The 23,135-nt window shown below is 62.7% G+C and carries 22 protein-coding genes; 12 read left to right on the top strand and 10 right to left on the bottom strand.

The genetic code is table 11. The annotated features are described in order from the left end of the window. Positions 1-32: 32 nt before the first annotated feature. Positions 33-1,844, top strand: coding sequence for a signal peptide peptidase SppA (gene sppA, locus ACO07W_RS07400; protein ID WP_421842035.1), 1,812 nt, complete (start codon positions 33-35; stop codon positions 1,842-1,844). Between the two features lie 144 nt (positions 1,845-1,988). Here the strand turns inward: sppA and ACO07W_RS07395 are convergent, their stop codons facing one another. The 3 genes from ACO07W_RS07395 to ACO07W_RS07385 form a co-directional block, all read right to left on the bottom strand. Further along, positions 1,989-2,903: a class I SAM-dependent methyltransferase gene (locus ACO07W_RS07395; RefSeq protein ID WP_421842033.1), complete on the bottom strand. Its 915-nt coding sequence runs from the start codon at positions 2,901-2,903 to the stop codon at positions 1,989-1,991. Further along, positions 2,900-3,871, bottom strand: a complete 972-nt coding sequence (locus tag ACO07W_RS07390) for a class I SAM-dependent methyltransferase (protein ID WP_421842031.1) — start codon at positions 3,869-3,871, stop codon at positions 2,900-2,902. The genes ACO07W_RS07395 and ACO07W_RS07390 overlap by 4 nt, the downstream gene beginning before the upstream one ends. Positions 3,872-4,122: 251 nt before the next feature. After that, complete coding sequence (locus ACO07W_RS07385; protein ID WP_421842029.1) at positions 4,123-5,733, bottom strand: PE family protein; 1,611 nt, start codon at positions 5,731-5,733, stop codon at positions 4,123-4,125. A gap of 187 nt (positions 5,734-5,920) precedes the next feature. Here ACO07W_RS07385 and ACO07W_RS07380 point away from each other — a divergent pair, with 187 nt between their 5' ends. The 3 genes from ACO07W_RS07380 (at position 5,921) to ACO07W_RS07370 (ending at position 7,569) form a co-directional block, all read left to right on the top strand. Beyond that, a complete protein-coding gene (locus ACO07W_RS07380) occupies positions 5,921-6,106 on the top strand; it encodes a hypothetical protein (protein WP_421842027.1) in 186 nt (61 codons plus the stop codon). Positions 6,107-6,180: 74 nt separating this feature from the next. Further along, positions 6,181-6,576 carry a RidA family protein gene (locus tag ACO07W_RS07375; protein WP_421842025.1) on the top strand — a complete coding sequence of 132 codons (396 nt, stop codon included), beginning with the start codon at positions 6,181-6,183 and terminating at the stop codon, positions 6,574-6,576. A 48-nt stretch (positions 6,577-6,624) separates the two neighbouring features. Then, positions 6,625-7,569: an antibiotic biosynthesis monooxygenase gene (locus ACO07W_RS07370; protein WP_421842023.1), complete on the top strand. Its 945-nt coding sequence runs from the start codon at positions 6,625-6,627 to the stop codon at positions 7,567-7,569. A gap of 56 nt (positions 7,570-7,625) precedes the next feature. On the opposite strand, the gene ACO07W_RS07365 is transcribed toward ACO07W_RS07370, so the two are convergent. After that, positions 7,626-8,465, bottom strand: coding sequence for an enoyl-CoA hydratase/isomerase family protein (locus ACO07W_RS07365; RefSeq protein WP_421842021.1), 840 nt, complete (start codon positions 8,463-8,465; stop codon positions 7,626-7,628). A gap of 244 nt (positions 8,466-8,709) precedes the next feature. Between ACO07W_RS07365 and ACO07W_RS07360 the strand changes: the two genes are divergently transcribed. From ACO07W_RS07360 to ACO07W_RS07350, 3 genes are all read left to right on the top strand, one after another. Further along, the gene (locus ACO07W_RS07360; RefSeq protein ID WP_421842019.1) at positions 8,710-9,951 is read left to right on the top strand and encodes a Tm-1-like ATP-binding domain-containing protein; all 1,242 of its coding nucleotides are present in this window, start codon (positions 8,710-8,712) and stop codon (positions 9,949-9,951) included. A gap of 2 nt (positions 9,952-9,953) precedes the next feature. Next, positions 9,954-10,790: a phosphoenolpyruvate hydrolase family protein gene (locus ACO07W_RS07355; protein WP_421842017.1), complete on the top strand. Its 837-nt coding sequence runs from the start codon at positions 9,954-9,956 to the stop codon at positions 10,788-10,790. A gap of 292 nt (positions 10,791-11,082) precedes the next feature. Then, positions 11,083-11,748, top strand: a complete 666-nt coding sequence (locus tag ACO07W_RS07350; protein WP_421842015.1) for a GNAT family N-acetyltransferase — start codon at positions 11,083-11,085, stop codon at positions 11,746-11,748. 31 nt (positions 11,749-11,779) lie between these two features. Here ACO07W_RS07350 and ACO07W_RS07345 read toward each other — a convergent pair whose 3' ends face one another. Together ACO07W_RS07345 and ACO07W_RS07340 are read right to left on the bottom strand one after the other, a co-directional pair. Continuing rightward, positions 11,780-12,694: a class I SAM-dependent methyltransferase gene (locus ACO07W_RS07345; protein WP_421842013.1), complete on the bottom strand. Its 915-nt coding sequence runs from the start codon at positions 12,692-12,694 to the stop codon at positions 11,780-11,782. Between the two features lie 66 nt (positions 12,695-12,760). Continuing rightward, positions 12,761-13,765: a class I SAM-dependent methyltransferase gene (locus ACO07W_RS07340; protein ID WP_421842011.1), complete on the bottom strand. Its 1,005-nt coding sequence runs from the start codon at positions 13,763-13,765 to the stop codon at positions 12,761-12,763. A gap of 285 nt (positions 13,766-14,050) precedes the next feature. Here ACO07W_RS07340 and secY point away from each other — a divergent pair, with 285 nt between their 5' ends. The 5 genes from secY to ACO07W_RS07315 all read left to right on the top strand — a co-directional run bounded on the left by secY (position 14,051) and on the right by ACO07W_RS07315 (position 18,162). Continuing rightward, positions 14,051-15,376, top strand: a complete 1,326-nt coding sequence (gene secY / locus ACO07W_RS07335; RefSeq protein WP_421842009.1) for a preprotein translocase subunit SecY — start codon at positions 14,051-14,053, stop codon at positions 15,374-15,376. Next, positions 15,373-15,918, top strand: a complete 546-nt coding sequence (locus ACO07W_RS07330; protein WP_421842007.1) for an adenylate kinase — start codon at positions 15,373-15,375, stop codon at positions 15,916-15,918. The genes secY and ACO07W_RS07330 overlap by 4 nt, the downstream gene beginning before the upstream one ends. A gap of 2 nt (positions 15,919-15,920) precedes the next feature. After that, positions 15,921-16,721, top strand: coding sequence for a type I methionyl aminopeptidase (gene map / locus ACO07W_RS07325; RefSeq protein ID WP_421842005.1), 801 nt, complete (start codon positions 15,921-15,923; stop codon positions 16,719-16,721). A 64-nt stretch (positions 16,722-16,785) separates the two neighbouring features. Further along, positions 16,786-17,319 (top strand): sigma-70 family RNA polymerase sigma factor, encoded by a 534-nt coding sequence (locus tag ACO07W_RS07320; RefSeq protein ID WP_421842003.1) that lies wholly within the window; start codon positions 16,786-16,788, stop codon positions 17,317-17,319. 69 nt (positions 17,320-17,388) lie between these two features. Next, positions 17,389-18,162 (top strand): anti-sigma factor family protein, encoded by a 774-nt coding sequence (locus tag ACO07W_RS07315; protein ID WP_421842001.1) that lies wholly within the window; start codon positions 17,389-17,391, stop codon positions 18,160-18,162. Between the two features lie 157 nt (positions 18,163-18,319). On the opposite strand, the gene ACO07W_RS07310 is transcribed toward ACO07W_RS07315, so the two are convergent. From ACO07W_RS07310 to ACO07W_RS07295, 4 genes are all read right to left on the bottom strand, one after another. Next, entirely contained in the window at positions 18,320-19,045 is a 726-nt protein-coding gene (locus ACO07W_RS07310) for a protein-S-isoprenylcysteine O-methyltransferase (protein ID WP_421841999.1), read from the bottom strand. Between the two features lie 148 nt (positions 19,046-19,193). Further along, a complete protein-coding gene (gene mmsB, locus ACO07W_RS07305) occupies positions 19,194-20,090 on the bottom strand; it encodes a 3-hydroxyisobutyrate dehydrogenase (protein WP_421841997.1) in 897 nt (298 codons plus the stop codon). Positions 20,091-20,105: 15 nt separating this feature from the next. Next, positions 20,106-21,290, bottom strand: coding sequence for an acyl-CoA dehydrogenase family protein (locus ACO07W_RS07300; RefSeq protein ID WP_421841995.1), 1,185 nt, complete (start codon positions 21,288-21,290; stop codon positions 20,106-20,108). Between the two features lie 13 nt (positions 21,291-21,303). Then, positions 21,304-22,836 (bottom strand): CoA-acylating methylmalonate-semialdehyde dehydrogenase, encoded by a 1,533-nt coding sequence (locus ACO07W_RS07295; protein ID WP_421841993.1) that lies wholly within the window; start codon positions 22,834-22,836, stop codon positions 21,304-21,306. Positions 22,837-23,135: the final 299 nt, after the last annotated feature.

The following is a 23,135-nucleotide window of genomic DNA, read 5'->3' as shown; positions in this document are numbered from 1 at the left end:
ACGGGCGGGGTTGGTGTCTGTACGCTGCAGTCATGTTCGCCTTTCTGCCTTCCCTGCCTGGTGCCGACGACGTGCGCGCCCTGGTCACTCGGGTTGATACCGCTCGCCACCACGGCATACCCAACCGCTGCGTGCTCGAATTCGATCTCTGGTCCATTCCGCCAGAGGTGACGAGTTTCGACCCGCTTGCGATTCTCACTGGGCACGGCCGCCCGATGACGCTGCGCGACGCTGTCTCTGCGATCCACCGTGGAGCCGAGGACCCGCGGGTCGCTGGCCTGATTGCCCGCGTGCAGCTTCCGGCCTCGCCGGTGGGGGCGGTTCAAGAGTTGCGTGAGGCCATCGCCGCTTTCAGCGTCGTCAAGCCGTCGGTGGCTTGGGCCGAAACCTATCCGGGCACGCTGTCCTACTACTTGGCTTCGGCGTTCGGCGAAGTCTGGATGCAGCCTTCGGGAAGTGTCGGATTGATCGGTTTCGCGAGCAACGCCACGTTCTTGCGCGACGCCCTCGGTAAAGCGGGGATCGAGGCCCAGATCGTTGCGCGTGGGGAGTACAAGTCGGCGGCCAACCTGTTCACCGAGGATGGATTCACCGACGCCCACCGCGAAGCCGTTACCCGAATGCTGGAAAGCTTGCAGGGACAGGTCTGGCAGGCGGTCGCCGAGTCGCGCAACGTGGATTCTGGCTTGATTGATGAGCTGGCCGACCGGGCTCCGCTGTTGCGTAATGATGCGGTGGCCTCCGGTTTGATCGACCGGATCGGATTCCGCGACGAAGCCTATGCGCGCATAGCGGAATTGATTGACACCAGAGATAGTCCATCAGAGTCGGCTGAATCTGTAGCCGACAAGAACGCTGAAGAAAAGACACCGCCGCGGATATACCTGGCGCGCTACGCGGCTTCGGCCCGGCCCCGCCTGACCCCGCCGGTGTCATCGATTCCTGGCCGCCGGTCCAAGCCGGCTATCGCCGTGGTCACACTCGAAGGCACGATTGTCAGCGGACGCGGCGGGCCACAGTTAATGCCGCTCGGTCCGTCCAGCGTTGGGGGTGACACCATCGCGGCGGCGCTGCGTGAAGCGGCTGCCGACGACGCGGTTTCTGCGATCGTGCTGCGGGTGGATAGCCCAGGGGGTTCGGTCACCGCATCGGAGACTATCTGGCGTGAGGTGAAGCGGGCCCGTGACGGTGGAAAGCCGGTGGTGGCGTCTATGGGGGCGATCGCGGCCTCGGGCGGCTACTACGTTTCGACGGCTACCGATGCGATTGTGGCCAATCCAGGAACGATTACCGGATCCATCGGTGTGATCACCGGCAAGCTGGTGGTTCGAGATCTGAAGGACCGGCTGGGAGTCGGTTCAGATACGGTGCGCACCAATGCCAATGCTGATGCCTGGTCGGTAGATGCGCCGTTCACGCCCGAGCAGCAAGCCCGCCGCGAGGCGGAGGCGGACTTGTTCTACAACGACTTCATCGAACGTGTTGCCGAGGGGCGCAATCTCACCGCCGAGGCTGTGGATGTCGTCGCGCGGGGGCGGGTCTGGACCGGAGCCGATGCTGTCGAGCGTGGTCTCGTCGATGAACTTGGCGGTTTTCGGACTGCGTTGCGCCGCGCGAAGATACTAGCCGGGCTGGACGAGGCCGCCGAGGTTCGGATCGTCAGCTATCCGAGTTCGTCGTTGCTCGACCTGGTGCGGCCGCGGAGTTCGTCGCAACCAGCCGCGGCGTCGCTGCCGGATGCGGTCGGTGGTCTACTCGCTCGCTCGTTCGCCGGAATCATCGAACACGTGGGTCAGACGCTTAGCGGTGCCAGCGTGTTGTGGTTGGGGGAGTCGCGCCTGTAGTGTGTCAGCTCCGCCTCGGCGACCGGCGGCGCGCTACGGAGCGCTGGGTTTGCTGATCGGGTCGAAACTCCTTTCGGTAGTAGTTAAAGATCAGCTGCCCTGCGGCCCAGGCGACCACGGCAATCGGTGGGCATGCATATCCGACTACCCCAGAGTCGCGCTGACATAGCTGAGATCGCCAAAGACGGTTAGCAATTCGTCGCTCGGAGGCGCGAAACCGTTGTGTGCGTAGGCTTCTTTGAGGGTTCGGGTAGTCACTTGCCAGCCGTGACCGGTCAGGTAGCTGCTGGCGGGACTCCGCTCGCCGTCGTAGATCAGCGCGGACATGTTGAGATCGACGCCAAAGCGGTTCCAGTGCTCCGAGAGTCGCTGCGCACGTTCGCCGAAGCCCAGTGGGTCCAGGAAATCCTCAGTGGCAAGCCGGCTGCCCGCCGCGCTGAGGGCGGATATGTTGTTGAGCAATCGGTCCTGGGCGTCCGGCGGAAGATACACCAGTAGGCCCTCGGCGATCCACGCCGTTGGCTGGGCAGATTCAAAACCATTCTGTTGCAATGCACTCGGCCAGTCGTCTCGTAGGTCGATCCCGATTGGTCGACGTTCGGTGGTTGGCGCAGCACCGAACTCGGCCAGCGTCCGTGTCTTGAAGTCGATCACGCGCGGTTGGTCGATCTCGTAAACCACTGTGCCCGTCGGCCAAGCGAGCCGGTAGGCACGGGTGTCCAGGCCGGAAGCCAGGATTACAGCTTGGTGGATTCCGGCTTCGCCGGCTGCGGTGAAGAAGTTGTCAAAGAACCTGGTGCGCACCGCGATCTGCTCGTTCAGCGGTTCGCGTCCCAACAGCGGGTCATCGCTGTTGGCCATCTCTCCGTCGATTATGCGAACGAACGAGTCTAGGCCGACCGCCCGTACGAGCGGATCGGCCAGCGGGTCGTCGAGCAGCGCATCTGGCCCCTGCGAGGCCAACGCTCGTGAAGCCGCAATCATGGTCGCCGTCGCACCTACGCTAGAAGCTGGATCCCAGCTGTCGCCCTCAGATCGGACCGAATGACCGCGCGTCATTCGGCTGCCTTTCCCCGGGGAGGCCGGTACAAAGTGCCACTTAGGTAGAGCATTTCAGCCCCGAGGGGGTCTCCATCGTCCATCGGCGGAAGTCCGTAGTTGGCGCGGAGGTCTGGGAGTGTCGTGCTCGTCACGAGCCAGCCTCGGTCGGATAGGTAGGGTGCGGCCTCGTTGCGGTCGCCGAAGTACACCAGCCCGGTCATGTCGAGGTCGAAACCGTTTGTGCGCCAAAGCTCGGAGATGTCCTGCATGCGCTGTTTCAGCATTTCCTCGTCGCCGGGTCGCTCTACGGTGGCCATACTTTCGGCGGCGAACCGGCTGCCGGGCGCGCCGAGTTCGGTGACGCTGTCGAGCAAGCGATCCTGCGCTTCCGGAGGTAGATAGCCTAGGAGCCCTTCAGCGATCCACGCGCTAGGTTGACCTGGATCGAATCCCGCCTCGCATAATGCGGTTGGCCAGTCCTCGCGTAGATCGATGGCCACCGCACGCCGGTCAGCGGTAGGGGCGGCGTCTAAATCGGCCAGGGCGCGCGACTTGAACTCGATTACTTGAGGCTGGTCGATTTCGTAAACCACGGTCGCGGGCGGCCACGGCAGCCGGTAGGCGCGCGAATCCAATCCCGAGGCCAAAATCACGGTCTGACGGATCCCCGCTTTGACTGCGTCCAGGAAGAATTCGTCGAAGAATTTGGTGCGGACCGCCATACTCTCGGTCATCAATGTCATCGAGGCAAACGGGCGTTCTGGGTCGTCGATTTCGGCGGCGGCAGTTTCGCCGCTTGCCAGCTTGGCGAGCAGGTCGACACCGACCGCCTTGACGAGAGGCTCCGCGAACTGATCGTTGATCAGCGGGTTGTTGGCGCGCGTCGCGATCGCTCGAGCGGTCGCGACGAGGGTCGCGGTCGCGCCGACGCTAGATGCTAGATCCCAGGTGTCGCCTTCGTGGCGGGCGGAGCCCGTGGACGTCATGTGTTGCCCCCAGATAGTGCCATTGATATTTAGCCAATATAACAAGTGTCCACCACTGTACGCCTTCGAAGTCATTCTGAAGGCAACTGTGCTGATGTGGGTCGACGAACACTGGTTAACAGGACGAGCAGCATCCTCTGCGGCCAACAGGCCGCGGCTATCCCGACAAACGCGTCACCGCGCAACTGCGGCTACTCCTCGAGACGCCGACCGCGATGTGATCGCCGAGATTCACCAGCTGGCTGGTCGCTCTAGGTGCCATCGGTGCCCGCGAACCCGATCAACCCGCCAGCCCCGCCGGAGCCGCCGTCACCGTTGACAGCACCGGAGCCGCCGTCACCGCCGTCACCGCCGTTACCGATGAACTGTGCGTTCCCGCCGCCGCCGCCATTTCCGCCGGTTCCCGAGTTGGAGTCGCCGCCGCTGCCCCCGCTGCCGCCGAAGCCGAGCAGTGTTCCGGCGGTACCACCGGCGCCGCCGGCACCACCCGTGCCCGAGTCGGCCGCTCCACCGGTACCGCCGCTACCGCCGTTGCCCAGCAGTACTCCGCCGGAGCCGCCGGTCCCGCCCGCACCACCGGCGGCAGCGTCGAAGCCTGACCCGCCGACGCCCCCGTTACCGCCGCTGCCGATGACGAACGACCGGCCGCCGGCCCCGCCCGCGCCGCCTTGTTCATTGCTGGCGTCGCCGGCCCCGCCTGCACCGCCGTGGCCGCCGAAGCCGAACAGCGCACCGCCTCCCGTGCCGCCGCGGGCGTCGCCTGCCAAGGTACCGGCACCGCCGGCACCCCCGTCGCCGCCGACGCCGAACAACGCGAACCCGCCGCCGCCGCCGATAACTCCGCCGGCGCCCCCGTCGCCGCCTTCACCGAACAACGCGAACCCGCCGCTGCCGCCAATCGCGTCGCCGTAGCCCCCGTCGCCACCGTTGCCAAACAGCAGCCCGGCGAAGCCGCCGTCGCCGCCGATTCCGCCGTCGCCGCCGGACCCGCCAACACCGCCGTCGCCGGCTATCAACGCGCCACGGCCGCCGGCACCTCCGAAGCCACCGTCTCCGCCGCTACCGCCGCTACCGCCTGCGCCCGCGTGGCCGATCAAACCGGCATGTCCGCCGGCGCCGCCGTCGCCGTTGAAGACGCCGTTGGAGTCCCCGCCCGCACCGCCGGCCCCAGCGCTGCCGAACAACCACGCATTGCCGCCGGCTCCGCCAGTGCCACCGACGTCACCGGAAGAACTGCCGCCCGCACCACCAGTGCCGCCAGCCCCGCCGTGACCGAACAACAGTCCGCCGTGACCGCCGGCGCCGCCGTTCCCGCCAAGCCCCCAGATTCCATCGACGCCGTCGCCGCCGTTTCCGCCCGCGCCGCCGTTGCCGAACAGGCCGGCGTCCCCGCCCTTGCCGCCGGGTACTCCAGGGCTCACACTGTCTCCGCCGGCACCACCGTTGCCGAACAAGATACCGCCTGCGCCGCCGTCGGCCCCAACCGCGCCGCTGACGCCATCGGCGCCGTCGCCGATCAGCGGGCGGCCTAGTAGCAGCTGAGTCGGTGCGTTGATCACGTCCAGCAGGATTGCCTCGGCGCTGGCGGCCTCGGCCCTCGCGTACGAGGAGCTACCGGCGCTCAGCGCTTGCACGAACTGGGCATGAAACGCGGCCATCTCGGCGCTGACGGTTTGATACGTCTGGGCATGCGATCCGAACAGGGCGGCGACCGCAGCTGAGACCTCGTCGGCGGCAGCCGCCGGCAGAGTCGTCGTTTGGGCGGCCGCGGCGGCGTTGGCCTCGGCCAGGATTGAGCCGATTCCCGCCAGGTCGGCGGCGGTAGCCAGGATCTGGCCTGGGCTTGCAACGACAAACGACATCGAGCACCTCTAATCGGCAAATGCAGCTTGGTTATCGCCCGTCATCATGGACGTAGCCAGAGTCGATCGTATCGTTGTGTGCGCCGCTATTTTGGGTTATTGCGCGACGCTGCCGCGCAATGTAATGCCGACAGCTGTGGCGCTGCGCGGATGCGGATAACGAGTGATCGCTTCCGGCGAGGAAACGATGACGTGCGATCCGAGATCTATTGGCCAGATCACGCTTTTCGGGCGCAGTGCGCGTTACCGCGGTGGTTTCGATACCAAATTGCTTGATGCGGTGCCAGGCTGTGTCGGCGTGCGTCTGGCCGCTTTTTCAGCCGATTCTCCGCAATTCCAGCAAGTAGGGCACACCATGCGGGGTGGGCGGTAGGGTGAAGCGGTCAAGAATCTCATACCTGGTGGAAGTTCAGCGAGGCAGCCGAAGTTCAGCGGAGGTAAACGAGAATGGCTACGCCGAAATTCATGATGTTCGATGCGGCTCCCAAAGCATGTGCGCCTTATAGTCACGCAGTCGAGATCGATCGGTGGTTGTGGATCACCGGGCAGATGCCCAACTATCCTGATGACGCCTCCAGGCCCCTCCCAGATGGCATTGAGGCGCAAACCCGCAATGTGATGGACAATCTGAATATCGTTATCGCGCAGCTCGGGATCGAAATAGGCAATGTTGTCCAATCGCGAGCCTTTCTCACCGACTTCACGCGTGACTACGCGAGTTTCAACCGCGTCTACGAGTCCTACTTCGAACCCGGGCAGTTGCCCGCTCGGACGTGTATTGGTGTGACGGCGCTTGCGCTGGACGCCTTGGTCGAGGTCGACTACGTCGCTCGCAGACCCTAGGGCTGCCGTGTCCGGTTCAGCCGCTACGGCATCGTTGTCGGGTGACGAATGAACACTTCCGGCGATGATGTCGTTGCGACCGCTGTGGTGGCACGCAAGGTACGCCCGGAGTGTGTGGAGGCTTATCAGGCGTGGCAGGCGGAGATAGACGACGCGACCAGTAGAAGTCCAGGGTTTATCGGAACAGAGACGATTCGCCCCGTTCCGGGGGTCCACGACGACTGGGTGATCGTCTTTCGGTTCGACACGAAGGAACATTTGTCGCTGTGGATGCAGTCGGAGAAGCGCCGGGAATTACTTGAGCGCGGCGATGATCTTCTCGAGACTCCGGCAGACGAACACACTATGGTCGGCGGCCAGCCGGCGTCGCACTCGGTCACCGTTGTTGCCAGTGCGACTCCCATTCGGGGCCGCGAAGGGGAGTTCCTTGCCGCGGAGAAGGCGTTAGAAGCTGCGGCGCGATCCTTCAACGGCTTTGCCGGCTACGAGCTGCTCAAACCGATCCAGCAGGTCGGAGGCGCGTGGACCAGCCTTTATCGCTTCGAAAGCTCGCACGACGCCGATGAATGGCTGAGGTCCAAAACGCGCGCCCAACTCCTAGAGGCTCTGCGTGTAGAGGTGGCGCACACTGCCGTGCGCAAGGTGCCGAGTGCGTTCGGCAGTTGGTTCAGTTTCGACGAGGCGGACGGCGCGAGTACGCCGAACTGGAAACAGTCGATGACCGTGCTGTTGATGCTCTATCCCACGATCATGTGTCTGAACTACCTCACCTCCTACCTGCGGGGTGTCGGCATTCCCTTGTTCTTGCGAACATTTGCTTCCAACGTCTTGAGCACGATCGCCCTTGGGTTCGTTTTGATGCCGCTAGCGACACGGGCGTTGAGTTTCTGGCTGAACCCTGGTTGCTCAACGCAGACCAGCATTCGCGGCGCGCTCGTGGTCATTGCCCTGTATGGCGTGCTGCTCGGGGTCTGGGCGCTCGCCACGATCTGAGCCCTCGTCTCAACCCATTGGACCTCGCTGGTCGCTTAAGCACCCCCATGGTGGACTTAATGAGCAGAAGGAGGCTGCCCCAAGCGCGGGATATCGATCCAGTCGCGCGACACTGCCGCCGACCACTGCGGCCGGCGCCGCTCTCGGAAGGCCGCCACGCCCTCGCGAGCGTCGGCGGTGCCCATCACTCGGTGGTGTAGCACCGTTTCGAGATCGGCGACCTGCTTGGGCGAGTATCGGTGGATTACCGTGTCCCACAGCAGCCGCTTACACAAGGCCGCCGACATCGGCGCGACACTGACTGCGATGTCGCGTGCCAAACCCAAGGCCTCATTGAGTACTTCAGCTGCCGGTGCGACCCTAGTCGCCATCCCGAGTGCTTTCGCTTCGGCGCCGTCAAACGTCCGGCCGGTCAGCAACACTTCGGCCGCGGCGGAGAGACCGGCCGTATGCGGCAACGTCCAATGCGCCATGCAGTCTGGAATCACACCTCGGCGTACCTGTGCGACAGCGTATTTGGCGTTCTCCGCGACAATGCGAATATCGGCCTGCAACGCGATTGTCAGACCGATGCCAATCGCGTGGCCATTGACTGCGGCGATGACCGGTGTGCGTAGCTCGAAGGCCGCCGGATCGATAGGCGAGGCCGAAAAAGCGCTGGAATTGCCGCGAGTTCGGAAGGGATCGGCGTCCTCAGAGAAATCTGCGCCCGCACAGAACGTTTCCCCGGCTCCGGTGAGCACGATGGCGCGCACTGCATCGTCGTCGTCACACCTGCGGTAGGCCTCGCTGAGCAGGCGGCCCATGTCGGCTGTGTAGGCGTTGCGGTGCTCGGGTCGGTTGAGGGTCAGCACCGCAACGCCCTCGGTGATATCGACGAGCAGAACCTTGCTCACCGTTGAACCGCCCTTCCTGTGCGGTGGCCGATGAGATCGGCGGCTTCCAGCGACGGGAGAGACCCCACGTGGGATCACCGTGTGCTCTGCGCACCGTACCTCTGGTTGCCCGCAACGAGTCAACGACAGCGGTAGGCTCCGCAGCCAACAAGAATCAGCACACCTGCACATTTCACGCCATAGCCGATGAACATGACACCCGTGGGACGTCGCGTTAGGGTCGGGGCGCGCAAGGAGATACGACGTGGAGAACAAAGCACCGACGCGCGGTGGCGACCAAGACTCGTTCGTGGTGGTCGTCGGCACGTGCGACACCAAGCGGCAAGCCTTGGAGTACGTCAGAGACTTGATCGATGCCGCCGGTGTGAACGTGAAATTGGTCGACGTCACGCCAAAAGGGTCCAATGTCGAGGTGGATGTCTCGTCCAAGCAACTCAAGGTGGAGGCCGCCGTTGCTGGCGAGAATATACTCAGCACATCCGATCGAGGAACGGCGATTACGCAGATGGCGGCCGTCCTTTCGGCCTGGGTGCAACGGAACCGCGACCGAATATGCGGCATGATCGGGTTGGGCGGCTCCGGTAACACGGCGCTTATTACGCCGGCAATGGGAGTCCTTCCGATCGGGACTCCTAAGATCATGGTCTCAACCGTTGCTTCGGGGAACGTGGCGCCCTACGTCGGTACAAACGACATCGCGATGATGTACTCGGTAGTAGATATCGCGGGCCTCAACGCGATCTCTAGGACGGTCTTAGGAAATGCGGCGCACATGATTGCTGGCGCCGCTAATCGGGCTTTTCCGCCGGCTGGGCATAGAGAGAGGCCCGGTATTGGTCTGAGTATGTTCGGCGTGACCACCCCCTGTGTTGACCGCGTTGTGTCCAAACTGAAAGACGAATTCGAGTGCTTTGTTTTCCACGCTACCGGGACGGGTGGGCAGACGATGGAGAAACTCGCTGATGAGCGGTTTCTTGTTGGTATTGTCGATAGCACGACCACCGAGGTTGCTGACTTCCTAATGGGGGGCGTGATGAGTGCTGGTTCGGATCGAATGGGTGCTCCGATTCGAACGGGTTTACCTTATGTCGGTTCGTGCGGCGCCGTGGATATGGTGAACTTCGGTAATATTGAAAGCGTCCCGGAGAGGTACAGGGATCGAAAGCTGCTAGTGCATAACCCGCAAGTCACCCTTATGCGTACGACGCCCGATGAAAACCATCGTATAGGCGCATGGATTGCCGCCAAGCTGAACCAGATGAAAGGCGAAGTGCGCTTTCTGATTCCGGAGAAAGGCGTATCGATCATCGATGTTGATGGTGGTCCTTTTTGGGACCCAGAAGCTGATGAGGCGTTGTTCGCGGCGTTGGAGGACAACATTATTACGACCGCGAGGAGAAAACTCATACGCTTGCCGCATGCCATCAATGATCCGGAGTTCGCTGACGCGTTGGCTAGCTGTCTCCTTGAGACGGCGCGGGCTTAATCATGTCTAGAATTCCGCGCGATGATATTCTGCGACGATTTCGAAAAATGATCGCCAAAGGCATTCCGATCGTTGGCGGCGGGGCCGGTACGGGGCTTTCTGCAAAATGCGAAGAATTGGGTGGACTGGATTTGATTATCGTCTACAACTCTGGCCGATATCGCATGGCCGGGCGGGGATCTTTATCCGGGCTGATGGCTTATGGTAATGCCAATGAAATCGTCATAGACATGGCAAAAGAGGTTCTTCCGGTAGTGCAACGGACGCCCGTGTTGGCGGGTGTTAACGGGACGGATCCGTTCTGTATCTTTGACGTCTATCTGGATGAACTAAGCCGGCTGGGTTTTTCGGGGATACAGAACTTTCCAACGGTGGGTCTCATCGACGGTGTATTTCGGCAAAATCTGGAAGAAACGGGCATTTCCTATTCTCAAGAGGTTGAAGTTATCCGGCTGGCGAGTCAAAAAGGCATGCTGACAACTCCCTACGTGTTCAGCAGTGAAGACGCGATCTCGATGGCGCGGGCTGGGGCAGACATCATTGTCTGCCACATGGGTCTTACGACCGGTGGCACCATCGGCGCGGCGACAGCCCGAACACTGGAAGACTGCTCGGATCTTGTCGATGAATGGGCTACGGCGGCGCTTAGGGAAAAAGAGGACGTCATCGTGTTGGTCCATGGCGGCCCGATTGCCATGCCGGCAGATGTCCAGGTCATTCTGGACAGTACGAAAAGCTGTCACGGCTTCTACGGGGCGAGTTCGGTGGAACGACTGCCTACTGAAAGTGCGCTGACCGAACAGTGCATGGAGTTCAAGTCCATCCGACCGACCTCCTAACGGGCTTCCCTCGGTTCTCGTTGTATCGGCCTTGGACCGCGACGTCGGGTCCTGCCTCAAGCTCACCGTCAAGGTTTGTTTTGGCAGGGTAGACCCGGCTCGGGATGTCACCGGTGCCATTGGCAGCGGGGGCGAAGTTGGCCTCGTCGCAAGCTGCGGATCGGCAAGGTGGTTGGAAATCAGGCTTAAATCAGGGCAGCTGCGTCTGCGGACAGCAGTCAGCGTGGGGTCATGCCCGAGGACAGCAGCGGGAGGTGACGCTACGCCTGCTGTTTCGTTCTAGGCTTGTGCAATGACAGACCACGACCAGACCGCAGCCCGTCGAGAGATCGCAGATACTCTGCTCGCCGCACTGGAGCGCCGGCATGAAGTAGCCGACGCCATGGTGGAGGCTGAGAATAAGGCCGCCGCGGTCGAGGCGATCGTGACGCTGCTCGGCACGTCCCATCAAGCCGCGGAAGCAGTGATGAGCATGTCTTTTGAACAGCTCACTCTGCACGAACGCAAGAAGATCATCGCCGAGCTGGACGACCTGAACAAGCAGCTCAGCTTCACCGTTAAAGATCGCCCGGCAAGCTCGGGTGAGAGCTTAGAACTCCGGCCCTTTTCCGCCGCCGAGGATCGGGACATTTTCGCTACCCGCACCGAGGAAATGGGGGCGGCCGGCGACGGATCTGGTGGACCCGCTGGCAGTGTCGACCAGGAGATCAAGGCGGCGTTGCAGCGGGTCCACGAGGAAGAGGCGGCATGGTTCGTTGCGATAGCTGCGGGGGAGAGAGTCGGCATGGTGTTCGGCGAGCTCTTGCACGGCGAGGTGAGTGTTCGCATCTGGATTCACCCCGACCATCGAAAGAGGGGTTACGGCACCGCAGCGCTGCGCAAGTCGCGTTCGGAGATGGCGGGGTGTTTCCCGGCTGTGCCGATGGTGGTGCGTGCACCTGCGGCGAACCCTGGCTGACGCAGCCGCAGACCGCGCCGTCCGAACACGCCTAGCTCGGCAGGATGGCGGTGACGGCGACGGTGTTCTGCAACGGTTGTGATGCGTCGGTCGGCAAGACGGAGAGCCCGGCTTCGGTGAATAGCTCAGTGCGGCTGCGCGTCGACACGTGCCAACCGCGTTCAGTCAGGTAGTCGGTTACCGGGCTGCGTTCGCCGCCGTAGACGAGGCTGGACAAGTCCATGTCGAGGCCGAATTGTGCCCATCGGTCTGTCATCGCCTTGGCGCGGTCATTGAGCATCGGCAGGCCGTCGGGATGGTACTCGGTTGCCAGTCGGCTACCTGGGGCGCTGAGCAAACCGATGGCGTCGAACAAGCTGTCCTGAGCTTTTGGCGGAAGGTACAGCAAGAGACCTTCGGCGCTCCACGCGGTGGGCTTTTCGTCGTCGAAACCGTTGTGGCGCAGTGCGCTTACCCAATCGTCACGCAGATCTGTCGGGATAACTCGGCGCGTTGCGGTAGGTTGGGCGCCTAGCGCAGACAACGTCGTGGACTTGAACTCGACCACTGCGGGTTGGTCGATCTCGTAAACCACGGTGCCCACCGGCCAGGGCAGCCGGTACGGGCGCGAGTCCAAGCCAGCGGCCAGAATGACCGCCTGCCGAAGGCCCGCCGCACTCGCATCCATGAAGAAGTTGTCGAAAAACCGAGTGCGCACGGCCATCACATTGATGAGTCTCTGCAGGTTGTAGTTTGGGTCGGTATCCGCCGCGGCAATCTCGACGTCTCCGTCGAGTACGCGGACGAAGAAGTCAATGCCGACCGCGCGAACAAGTGGGTCGGCGAACGGATCGTCTATTAGTGGATCGGGTTGTTTGCTGGCCAATGCCCGCGCGGTAGCGACCATCGTTGCCGTCGTTCCGACGCTCGATGCGAGGTCCCAGCTGTCCTTGTCGCTGCGTGGCATGCGTTCCTCCCTTGCGCAGTATGCATACAGTGCGGTTCACCGTCCACGTGGTTCGGGCGATGGCGCTTACCCACACTCTGTGCGCGTTAACCGGTCAGCGCTTGGCGTTTGTTCTGACTCAACGGGGACTCTTCGCTCGCCGCTGAGGTAGTTCACCTCGCCGAACGGAGCGTCCCCGCTGTCGATTGGTGGCAGTCCGTGCTCAGCTAGCAGGTCTGCAGTGCTTGCACTACTGATGTGCCAGCCGCTGTGGGCGAGATAGGTTCCTACGTTCGCGCGGTCGTCGAAATACACCAGGCCCGTCATGTCTAGGTCGAAGCCGTGGTGGCTCCATCGCTCAGACTGACGCCCCATGCGTTGCCTCAGTTCTTCTTCGTTGAGCCCGTTGAGTTCGGGGAGGCACTCGGTGGCGAACCGGCTGCCCGACGAACTCTGTGCGGTGACGTGATCGAGTAGTCGATCCTGGGCCTCCGCCGACAGATAGCGCAACAGCCCTTCGGCGATCCACGCGGTCCGTCGCGACCGGTCGAAGCCGGCTTCTTCCAATGCAGTAGGCCAGTCGTCGCGCAAGTCCACCGTCACGGTACGCAGGTCTGCGGTCGGTTGGGCGCCCAATGCGGCCAGCGTTTTGGTTTTGAAGTCGATCACCTGTGACAGATCGACTTCGAATACGGTTGTGCCGGCTGGCCAGGGTAGGCGGTAGGCGCGGGAGTCCAGTCCGGACGCTAGGATGACGACTTGTCGGATGCCCGCTCGTGCGGCGTCGAGCAAGAAATGGTCGAAGTAATTGGTGCGGATGGCCATTGCATCGACGAATCTCCGCATGGCTTGGGCGGCCTCGGTATCGAGATCACCCGGTTTGAGGTCGCCGCTGGCTATGCGGGCAAAGAAGTCCACCCCGACGGCGCGAACCAGTGGTTCGGCGAACTGGTCGTTGATCAGGGCCGGTGCTGCCCAGGGAGTCCGGCTAGCTGCCGCCCGTACCGCTGCCACCATGGTGGCGGTCAAGCCGACGCTGGAAGTCAGATCCCATGAGTCGTCTTCGAACCGCGCGTTGCCGGCTTGCATCATCCGCCGTCTCCTCGACACCGTTGCTTTACCTGTGGTTCCATGTCCCCTCGACATTTAGCAGATGTCGTGAGCTAGCAAACTGTGCGCGTCGTGCCGCCTATGATGGCGACCCTGAAAGGGCCTGCCGTGACCAGCTGTTAGTCTCGTACACGGTTTGACGCGCGACGTCGCACGTCCTGGCCTGCGGGTGTTGGGGTGCGGGGGCGTAGGGCGAACCCGGAATGACCCAGTCGGCCAACCCCGGTTGGCATGCCGCGACCAGAGTTCTGCTGCGCAGGAGGAAGAGTGCTTTCGGCTTTCATCTCATCGCTGCGGACGGCCGACCTGAGACGGAAGATTCTCTTCACGCTGGGCATGGTGGTTCTTTATCGAGTCGGCGCTGCGTTGCCGTCTCCCGGTGTCAACTTTCCGAATGTGCAGCAGTGCATCAAGCAGGCCACCGCAGGCGAGGCTGGACAGATCTACTCGCTGATCAACCTGTTCTCTGGCGGTGCGCTGCTGAAGCTCACGGTGTTCGCGGTGGGGGTCATGCCCTACATCACCGCGAGCATCATCGTGCAGCTGCTCACCGTGGTTATCCCGAGATTCGAAGAACTGCGCAAGGAAGGCCAGTCCGGCCAGGCCAAGATGACGCAGTACACCCGCTATCTGGCGATCGCGCTGGCCATCTTGCAAGCCACCAGCATCGTGGCATTGGCGGCCAACGGGGGACTGCTACAAGGCTGTTCGCTTGACATCATTGCTGACCAGAGCATCTTCGGCCTGGTTGTCATCGTGGTTGTGATGACCAGCGGTGCTGCACTGGTGATGTGGTTGGGGGAGTTGATCACCGAACGGGGTATCGGCAACGGCATGTCGCTGTTGATATTCGTTGGCATCGCGGCCCGCATTCCTTCCGAGGGGAATTCGATTCTGGAGAGCCGCGGTGGGGTCGTCTTCGCCGCTGTCTGCTTGGCCGCGTTAATCATCATCGTCGGCGTGGTATTCGTGGAGCAGGGGCAGCGCCGAATACCGGTTCAATACGCCAAGCGTATGGTGGGACGGCGCATGTATGGTGGGACCTCGACGTACCTGCCCCTCAAGGTCAACCAGGCCGGTGTTATCCCGGTCATTTTCGCGTCCTCGCTGATCTACATTCCACATCTGATCACCCAGCTGGTCCGCAGCGGTAGTGGCGGTGTGGGCAATAGCTGGTGGGATAAATTCGTCGGCAGCTACTTGTCGAACCCGAGCAGTCCGGTCTACGTCGGAATCTATTTCGGGCTCATCATCTTCTTCACGTACTTCTATGTGTCGATCACTTTCAACCCCGACGAGCGCGCCGACGAAATGAAGAAGTTCGGCGGTTTCATTCCGGGTATTCGGCCGGGACGGCCGACCGCGGATTATCTGCGCTATGTGCTGAGCCGGATTACCCTGCCCGGCTCGATCTACCTCGGCGTCATCGCGGTGCTCCCAAACCTGTTCCTGCAGATCGGTAATGGTGGAGGGGTGCAGAACTTACCCTTCGGGGGTACCGCGGTCCTGATCATGATCGGTGTCGGTTTGGATACGGTCAAACAGATCGAGAGTCAGCTCATGCAGCGCAACTATGAAGGGTTCCTCAAGTGAGAGTTGTTTTGCTGGGCCCGCCGGGAGCGGGTAAGGGGACGCAGGCTCAGAAGCTGGCCGAAAAACTGGGGATTCCGCAGATCTCGACTGGCGAACTATTCCGGCGCAATATCGAGAGTGGCACCAAGCTTGGTGTGGAGGCTAAGCGCTACCTGGACGCCGGTGACTTGGTGCCGTCGGATTTGACCAACGAACTGGTTGACGATCGCTTGAACAGTGCGGACACGGCCAACGGCTTCATCCTGGACGGTTATCCGCGCTCGCTCGAGCAGGCCAAGGCGCTGCACGACATGCTCGGACGCCGGGGAACCGACATTGACGCCGCGGTCGAGTTCCGCGTGTCGCAGGATGTCCTGCTGGAACGGCTAAGGGGCCGAGGACGCGCTGACGACACCGACGACGTCATTCTCAACAGAATGAAGGTCTACCGGGACGAGACTGCGCCGCTACTGCAGTACTACCGCGGCGAGCTGAAGACTGTCGATGCGGTAGGCACGATCGACGAAGTGTTCGCCCGTGCGCTGACGGCGCTGGGAAGGTAGTGGTGGGTGCCCTGGCACGGTTGCGGGGTCGCCGGGTCGTAGCGCAGCGTAGCGCTGGTGAACTCGACGCTATGGCGGCTGCGGGGGCAGTCGTGGCTGCCGCGCTGCAAGCCGTCCGCGCGGCAGCGGTCGCCGGAGTGTCGACTCTGAGGCTCGACGAAATCGCGGAGTCGGTGATTCGTGACGCCGGAGCCACGCCCTCATTCCTGGGATATTACGGTTTCCCGGCGACCATCTGTGCGTCGGTCAACGATCGGGTGGTGCATGGGATCCCGTCGGCCGCCGAGATCCTGGCGGCTGGTGACCTGGTGTCCATCGATTGCGGGGCGGTCTTGGACGGATGGCACGGCGATTCCGCGATCACCTTCGGAATCGGGGCCATTACTCCGGCCGAGGACGCCGTTTCGCAGGCGACCAAGGAATCCTTGGAAGCCGGGATCGCCGCGATGGTGGTCGGCAATCGGTTGACCGATGTCGCGCATGCCATAGAAACAGGTACGCACGCCGCCGAGGCCCGCTTCGGGCGTACGTTTGGGATTGTGGAGGGTTACGGCGGCCACGGCATCGGCCGGCAGATGCACATGGATCCTTTCCTGCCGAATGAAGGCGCCCCGGGACGCGGTCCGCTGCTGGCTGCGGGTTCGGTGCTGGCCATCGAACCGATGTTGACTCTGGGAACGGGCAAGACAGTGGTGCTCGACGACAAGTGGACGGTTAGGACCGCCGACGGATCACGCGCGGCGCACTGGGAACACACCGTGGCGGTGACCGACGACGGTCCCCGCATTTTGACCGTGTCCTAGTGTTTTGTGTCAGGCTTGAACCGAACGCCAGCCCAGCTCGTGTCAGTAGGCAGGAGGTGATCGAATGCCTGGTACGGCCGGGGGCGCTGCTGCAGAAGCGGACCTGATGAAGGCGATTTACGACGAGCACGCGGCGGTTTTGTGGCGCTACGCGCTCCGGTTGACGGGCGACGCCAGCCAAGCCGAAGATATCGTCCAGGAGACCCTGCTGAAGGCTTGGCAACATCCGGAAGTCACCGGCGACACCCAGCGGTCGGCTCGGGCCTGGTTGTTCACCGTTGCACGCAACATGATCATTGACGACCGGCGCAGCGCGCGGTACCGCAATGTTGTCGGTTCGATCGACGACTCGCGCGCACCGGAGCAGTCGACCCCGGACGAGGTAAACGCGGCGTTGGACCGACTGCTGATCGCTGACGCGATAGCGCAGCTGTCGGTCGAGCATCGGGCTGTGATCGAGCGGTCCTACTACCGCGGATGGACCACCGCCCAGGTCGCCAGAGACCTCGAGATTGCCGAAGGAACAGTAAAGTCACGTTTACACTATGCCGTCCGGGCATTGCGCCTTACGCTGCAAGAATTGGGAGTTACACGATGACAGCGCAGCGGCTCAGACGGGAGACCTTTCGCGTGGGTATCGGTGTCGAGTTTTTGAGCACGACAGGAGATGGGTGAGATGGCGACGCCGCTAAGTGGACTCGGTCCACCCGGCGACAACGACGCCGGCGACTGGCCGATGGGTGACGATCACCCCTATGCGATGTGGGATGGCGCCTACGTGCTGGGGTCGTTGTCTGCTGGTGACCGTCGTGAGTTCGAGTCGCACATGGCTGGCTGCCCGGCGTGCCGGGAGGCCGTTGTCCAGCTCTGTGGCGTGCCGGCCCTGCTATCGCAGCTCAGCCGAGAGGACGTTGCCGCGATCGATGACCCCGGCCCTGGGGCGGAGCTGTCGGCGACACCGCCGGCGGTGTCGCCGGAGTTGTTGCCCTCGTTGCTGGCAACGGTGCGCTGGCGTCGTCGCCGTACCCGCTTGACCACTTGGGCGGTCTCGGCTGCGGCGGCTGTGGTTCTGGGAATCGGGGTATTGGTCGGTGTTTCGGGTCATTCCGCGCCTGGGCAGCAGACCGCCGTGTCGGCGCAGCCGATGTCGCAGGTTGGGACGAGCTTGCTGGCGTCTACGGTGTCGCTGAGTAGCTACAACTGGGGGACGTTCATCAACCTGAAGTGTGTCTGCCTGGCTCCGCCGGATGCCCACCATGACACGTTGGCGATGGTTGTGGTGGGTCGCGACGGCAGCCAAACGCGGCTTGCGACCTGGGTCGCCGAACCCGGGCACACCGCGACGCCCGCCGGCAGCATTTCAACACCGGCGAGCCAGATCGCCGCCGTGCAAGTTGTTTCCGCCGACAACGGAGACGTCTTGCTGGAGCGTTCGCTCTAAATCCTCTTCGAGGGGTCCCGCCGCGACGCGCTGCGCTGGGAGTCGCGGCAGCGAGTTCAGATCCCTGTGGCGCTGAACCCAATCGTCGGTGGGCCCTGTCATGTCTTCCAAGGCTCAGACCAGTCCTTTGGGAGGTCGATAGTTCGCTAGTCGATCATCACCGCAGTTTGGGGAGTATGCGTCCGGTGCGGGCACAGTAATTGTCATATGCCTCGCCGAACTTTTCACGCATCATGTCTTCTTCGCGTGGGACCCGCAGCACATAGAGCAGTCCAAAGCCGGCGATGACCAGCGGACCGGCGATCCAGTTCTGAAAGAGTAGGGGTTGGGCGATCGTCAGCAGCCAGATCGCGGCATACATCGGATGGCGCACCCGCTCGTAGATGCCCCTCGTAATTAGCTGATGGCGCGCACCGATCTGCAGGCTTGCCGACCATTGCTGACCCAGGTCACGGTGGGACCAGCCAAACATCAACAAACCCGCGACAGACACGACTACGCCAACCAGCCCCGCCCACGTCGGTAGGTGGTAGTCGAGGTTGTCGAACAGCGGAGTGGTGAGATAGACCAGCGGCAGTACCGCCATGGTGACAAACACCGTCGCCAGTAGCGCGCGCTCCATTCCACTGATATGGCTGTCATTGGCACTGGTGGTGGCGGCCCGACGGGCATGTGGTGCCCTGATTATCGCCTGCCCGCACAGTGCCGCCGTGCCAGCCAGCACCGGCCAGCGCACGTCGCCGGCGGTGCGCCACACATACAGCCCGACTGCCAGTGCACCAGCGCCCAACTGCATCCAGTGGCCGTGCGTGCTGCCGCCTAGCACCCCCCGGGCAGGCGGCTCACGACCATTCACGGAGTCGTCGTTTCGCAGCGACGTCATCCACGAACATTAGGCTACCCTAATTTGCGGGTATCGGCCAGTCCGGCACCTCTTGCCGCATTGTTGTTTCTCACGTGGTGCTAAGGCGGCCCTGCGAGCCGCGCTCGGTGGCGCCTGCGCGGCCCGGCAAACGGTGCGCCGGGCCCCATCAGCTTCGGCGCAGTGTCCCGATCACCGCACTGAAGTCCTCGGCGGCGTGGTCAGCGGCGAGCTGGGCGTAGATCTCGGCGGCGTGGCTGCCTAACGGCGCCACGGCCCCGGTCGAGGCCACCGCGTCCATCGCCAATCCCAGGTCTTTGTTCATCAACGCGGTAGCGAAGCCTGGCTTGAAGTCGTTGTTGGCCGGCGATGTAGGCACCGGACCAGGTACCGGGCAGTTGGTGTGCACCGCCCAGCAGTTACCGGTCGAGTTCGTAATGACATCGAATAAGGACTGCGCCGACAGCCCGAGCTTCTCGGCCAGTACAAACGCCTCGCCGATCGCGATCTGATGCACCGCAAGCACCATGTTGTTGCAAACCTTGGCGGCTTGACCAGCGCCCGCAGGACCGCAGTGAATGACCTTTCCTGCCATCGGCTTCAGCACCGGCTGGGCTCGTGCCAGCGCGACCTGTTCGCCGCCGACCATGAAAGCGAGGGTCCCGGCGACGGCGCCCTTCTCGCCGCCGGAAACTGGCGCGTCGAGTTGGGCGAAACCATGTGAGCTGGCAAGGGCGTGGACATCGCGGGCGTCGCTGACCGAGATGGTTGAGCTGTCGATGAACAATGCACCTGGTCGTGTCGCTGGTAAGACTTGGGCATAGCAGCTCCGCACCGCGTCGCCGTTAGGCAGCATCGTGATGACTACATCGGCATCTGCCACCGCATGGGCGGCGCTATCGAACACCTCGGCGCCGTTGCCGGCCGCTGCGGCCGCCGCAGCCGGCGCCGGGTCGAACCCGCGTACGGTATGTCCTGCATCAACGAGATTCGCGGCCATCGGCGCGCCCATGTGGCCCAGCCCCAAGAACGCGATCTTTTGGGGCGTTGTGGTCGCTGAGGTCATGAGGTTCGAGCCCTCCTAGACGCCGGTACGCAGCCGTGCGGCCTCGGCTCGACCGATGACCACTCGCATGATTTCGTTGGTTCCTTCCAGGATGCGATGCACCCGCAGATCGCGGACGATCTTCTCCAGACCATACTCGCGCAGATAGCCGTAACCGCCGTGCAGCTGTAGCGCCTTGTCGGCGACGTCGAAGCATGTGTCAGTGACATAGCGTTTGGCCATCGCGCACAATTCAACTTTGTCCGGGTCGTTGTCGTCGAGGGCACTGGCTGCTCGCCACAACAACATTCGCGATGCTTCAAGACCGGTGGCCATGTCAGCCAGGGTGAACCGGATGGTGGGCTCGTCGAGCAGGGTGGTGCCGAACGCCTCCCGCTCGCGCAAATAGGCCCCCGCTTTGTCGAACGCAGCTTGGGCGCCGCCGAGCGAGCATGCCGCGATATTGAGCCGACCGCCGTTGAGACCGTTCATCGCGATGCTGAAACCGGAGCCCTCGCCTTCCGCGCCGCCCAACATTGCCTCGGCGGGTACCCGAACCCCCTCCAGCACCACTTGCGCGGTCGGTTGGGCATGCCAGCCCATCTTCTCTTCGGGAGCACCGAAACTCATTCCTGGTGTGCCTTTTTCGACGATGAAGGCCGAGATGCCGCGCGGGCCTGCCTCTGTTCCTGGGTTTCCGGTGCGCGCCATGACCACGTAGACATCCGATGCTCCTGCACCGGAGATGAACTGCTTGACGCCGTCGAGCACATAGTCTGCGCCTTGGTGTGAGCCCTGCTTGACGGCGCGGGTGCTCAGCGCGCCGGCGTCGGATCCGGCGTCGGGCTCGGTCAAGCAGTAGCTGGCGATGGCGTCCATCGCGGCCAACCTCGGCACCCAGATATTCCGCTGTTTGTCGGTGCCGAAGCTATCGATCATCCAGGCACACATGTTGTGGATCGACAGAAATGCTGCGGTGGTCGGGTCGGCGATAGCCAGCTGCTCGAAAATACGCACTCCGTCGAGCCTGCGCAGCCCACTACCGCCCACGTCGTCGCGGCAGTAAATCGCCGCCATTCCCAGTTTGGCCGCTTCGCGCAATATCTCTACGGGAAAATGCTTGCTGGCATCCCATTCCAGGGCGTGCGCGGCGAGGCGCTTATCGGCGAAAGCGGCTGCCGTCTCGGCGATCACCCGTTCGTCGTCGTTGAGGGTAAACATGCCGCTATCAGCCTTAATCCATTGTGGGGATGGCGAATTCGGCGCCGTCTTTGGTCCCGGATGGCCACCGCGATGTTACGGTCTTGACTTTCGTGTAGAACTGGATGGACGCCGGGCCGTGCTGATTGAGGTCACCGAAGCCGGATCGTTTCCAGCCGCCGAAGGTGTGGTAAGCGACCGGGACTGGAATTGGAACGTTGACGCCGACCATTCCGACCTGCACTCGTGAGGTGAAGTCACGCGCGGTGTCACCGTCGCGGGTGAATATGGCCACGCCGTTGCCATACTCGTGCTCGGATGGCAGCCGCAATGCTTCCTCGTAATCCCGGGCACGCACCATGCAGAGCACGGGCCCGAAGATTTCGTCTTTATAGATCGACATTTCTGTGGTCACATGATCGAACAGGGTGGGCCCGATGAAAAAGCCGCCCTCCATGTTTGCCGTGCCGTCAGCCAAACCGAAAGTCATGTCGTTGCTGGAACGCTCGCGGCCGTCGATGACTATCTCGGCGCCGGCGGCCGCTCCCTGGTCGATGTAGCCGCGAACCCGGCGCAACGCCGCATTGGTGACCAGGGGTCCGTAGTCGGCTTTGGGATCCAGACTGTGTCCCACCCGCAAGTTGTTGATCCTATCGACCAGCTTGGCGCGCAGCCGCTCCGCGGTTTGGTCGCCGACCGGAACCGCGACGCTGATCGCCATGCAGCGTTCGCCGGCGCTGCCGTATCCAGCGCCGATCAATGCATCTACGGCCTGGTCGAGGTCCGCGTCGGGCATCACGATCATGTGGTTCTTGGCGCCGCCGAAGCAGTGTGACCGCTTGCCGTTCGCTGCAGCTGTCGCATAGATGTACTGTGCGATGTCGGAGCTACCGACAAAGCCAACCGCCTCGATGTCGGGGTGATGCAGGAGCGCGTCGACCGCTTCCTTGTCCCCGTGCACGACCTGGAACACACCCGGAGGTAGGCCGGCCTCGGCGAACAGCTCGGCCAACCGCACCGGAACAGACGGATCACGCTCACTTGGTTTTAGTACGAACGCGTTTCCGCACGCCAGGGCCGGTCCCGCCTTCCACAATGGAATCATTGCCGGGAAGTTGAACGGGGTGATGCCGGCGACCACTCCGAGGGGTTGGCGCAGCGAGTAGACGTCGATGCCGGGACCCGCGTTCTCGTTGTATTCGCCCTTGATCAGGTGGGGTATCCCGATGCAAAATTCGATGACCTCGATACCGCGCTGGACGTCGCCTCGCGCATCCGGCAGCGTCTTGCCGTGCTCTGCTGACAACAGCTTCGCGAGCTCGTCGATGTTGGCGTTGACTAGGTCGACGAAGCGCATTAGCACCCGGGCGCGGCGTTGCGGATTCCACGCGGCCCAGCCTTTCTGAGCTTCAACGGCAGAGGCCACCGCACTGTCAATGTCAGCCGCCGAGGCCATCGGCACCTGTGCCTGCACCCGACCGGTGTTTGGATCGAAGACATCGGAGGTGCGGCTGGATTGGCCCGAGACGCGTTTCCCATCGATGAAGTGTGGAATCTGTGTGGTCATTGGTGTCCCCTTGAGGCGGGTATGAGGATGTGACAATAGGTGCATAACCATAGTAAATGCGGTCTGGTCTCGACCAAGATGTGGAGCCGTGACGCATCGGGATGTCCCTGACGGGAGCATCTCGTTGTGAGGTCGAAGCTGCCGATTCCGGGGCTAGCCCTATGGCGCCAGCGTGGCCAATCAACCACGCAGTGGGCCTAAGCCGCGGCTAACGAAGACGCTAGAAACCCCGGTGATCTTGTTGATCTGCGTCGCTCTTCTACCCCTTGCTCGCACTTTATGGCTCTGTCCAACTCCCC

This window comes from Mycobacterium sp., assembly GCF_965230835.1.
Taxonomy (GTDB): Bacteria; Actinomycetota; Actinomycetes; order Mycobacteriales; family Mycobacteriaceae; genus Mycobacterium.
The sequence above is the reverse complement of the archived record's forward strand: the minus strand, read 5'-3'. Positions and strand labels throughout refer to the sequence as shown.

Excerpts from the sequence above, each read along its gene's own strand:
- ACO07W_RS07355 (WP_421842017.1), top strand. The coding sequence starts at position 9,954 with ATGTCTAGAATTCCGCGCGATGATATTCTGCGACGATTTCGAAAAATG.
- ACO07W_RS07380 (WP_421842027.1), top strand. The coding sequence starts at position 5,921 with ATGACGTGCGATCCGAGATCTATTGGCCAGATCACGCTTTTCGGGCGC.
- ACO07W_RS07345 (WP_421842013.1), bottom strand. The coding sequence starts at position 12,694 with ATGCCACGCAGCGACAAGGACAGCTGGGACCTCGCATCGAGCGTCGGA.
- ACO07W_RS07385 (WP_421842029.1), bottom strand. The coding sequence starts at position 5,733 with ATGTCGTTTGTCGTTGCAAGCCCAGGCCAGATCCTGGCTACCGCCGCC.
- ACO07W_RS07310 (WP_421841999.1), bottom strand. The coding sequence starts at position 19,045 with ATGACGTCGCTGCGAAACGACGACTCCGTGAATGGTCGTGAGCCGCCT.
- ACO07W_RS07340 (WP_421842011.1), bottom strand. The coding sequence starts at position 13,765 with ATGATGCAAGCCGGCAACGCGCGGTTCGAAGACGACTCATGGGATCTG.
- ACO07W_RS07375 (WP_421842025.1), top strand. The coding sequence starts at position 6,181 with ATGGCTACGCCGAAATTCATGATGTTCGATGCGGCTCCCAAAGCATGT.
- ACO07W_RS07320 (WP_421842003.1), top strand. The coding sequence starts at position 16,786 with ATGCCTGGTACGGCCGGGGGCGCTGCTGCAGAAGCGGACCTGATGAAG.
- ACO07W_RS07350 (WP_421842015.1), top strand. The coding sequence starts at position 11,083 with ATGACAGACCACGACCAGACCGCAGCCCGTCGAGAGATCGCAGATACT.
- sppA (WP_421842035.1), top strand. The coding sequence starts at position 33 with ATGTTCGCCTTTCTGCCTTCCCTGCCTGGTGCCGACGACGTGCGCGCC.
- ACO07W_RS07370 (WP_421842023.1), top strand. The coding sequence starts at position 6,625 with ATGAACACTTCCGGCGATGATGTCGTTGCGACCGCTGTGGTGGCACGC.
- ACO07W_RS07295 (WP_421841993.1), bottom strand. The coding sequence starts at position 22,836 with ATGACCACACAGATTCCACACTTCATCGATGGGAAACGCGTCTCGGGC.
- ACO07W_RS07390 (WP_421842031.1), bottom strand. The coding sequence starts at position 3,871 with ATGACGTCCACGGGCTCCGCCCGCCACGAAGGCGACACCTGGGATCTA.
- ACO07W_RS07395 (WP_421842033.1), bottom strand. The coding sequence starts at position 2,903 with ATGACGCGCGGTCATTCGGTCCGATCTGAGGGCGACAGCTGGGATCCA.
- ACO07W_RS07300 (WP_421841995.1), bottom strand. The coding sequence starts at position 21,290 with ATGTTTACCCTCAACGACGACGAACGGGTGATCGCCGAGACGGCAGCC.
- ACO07W_RS07315 (WP_421842001.1), top strand. The coding sequence starts at position 17,389 with ATGGGTGAGATGGCGACGCCGCTAAGTGGACTCGGTCCACCCGGCGAC.
- mmsB (WP_421841997.1), bottom strand. The coding sequence starts at position 20,090 with ATGACCTCAGCGACCACAACGCCCCAAAAGATCGCGTTCTTGGGGCTG.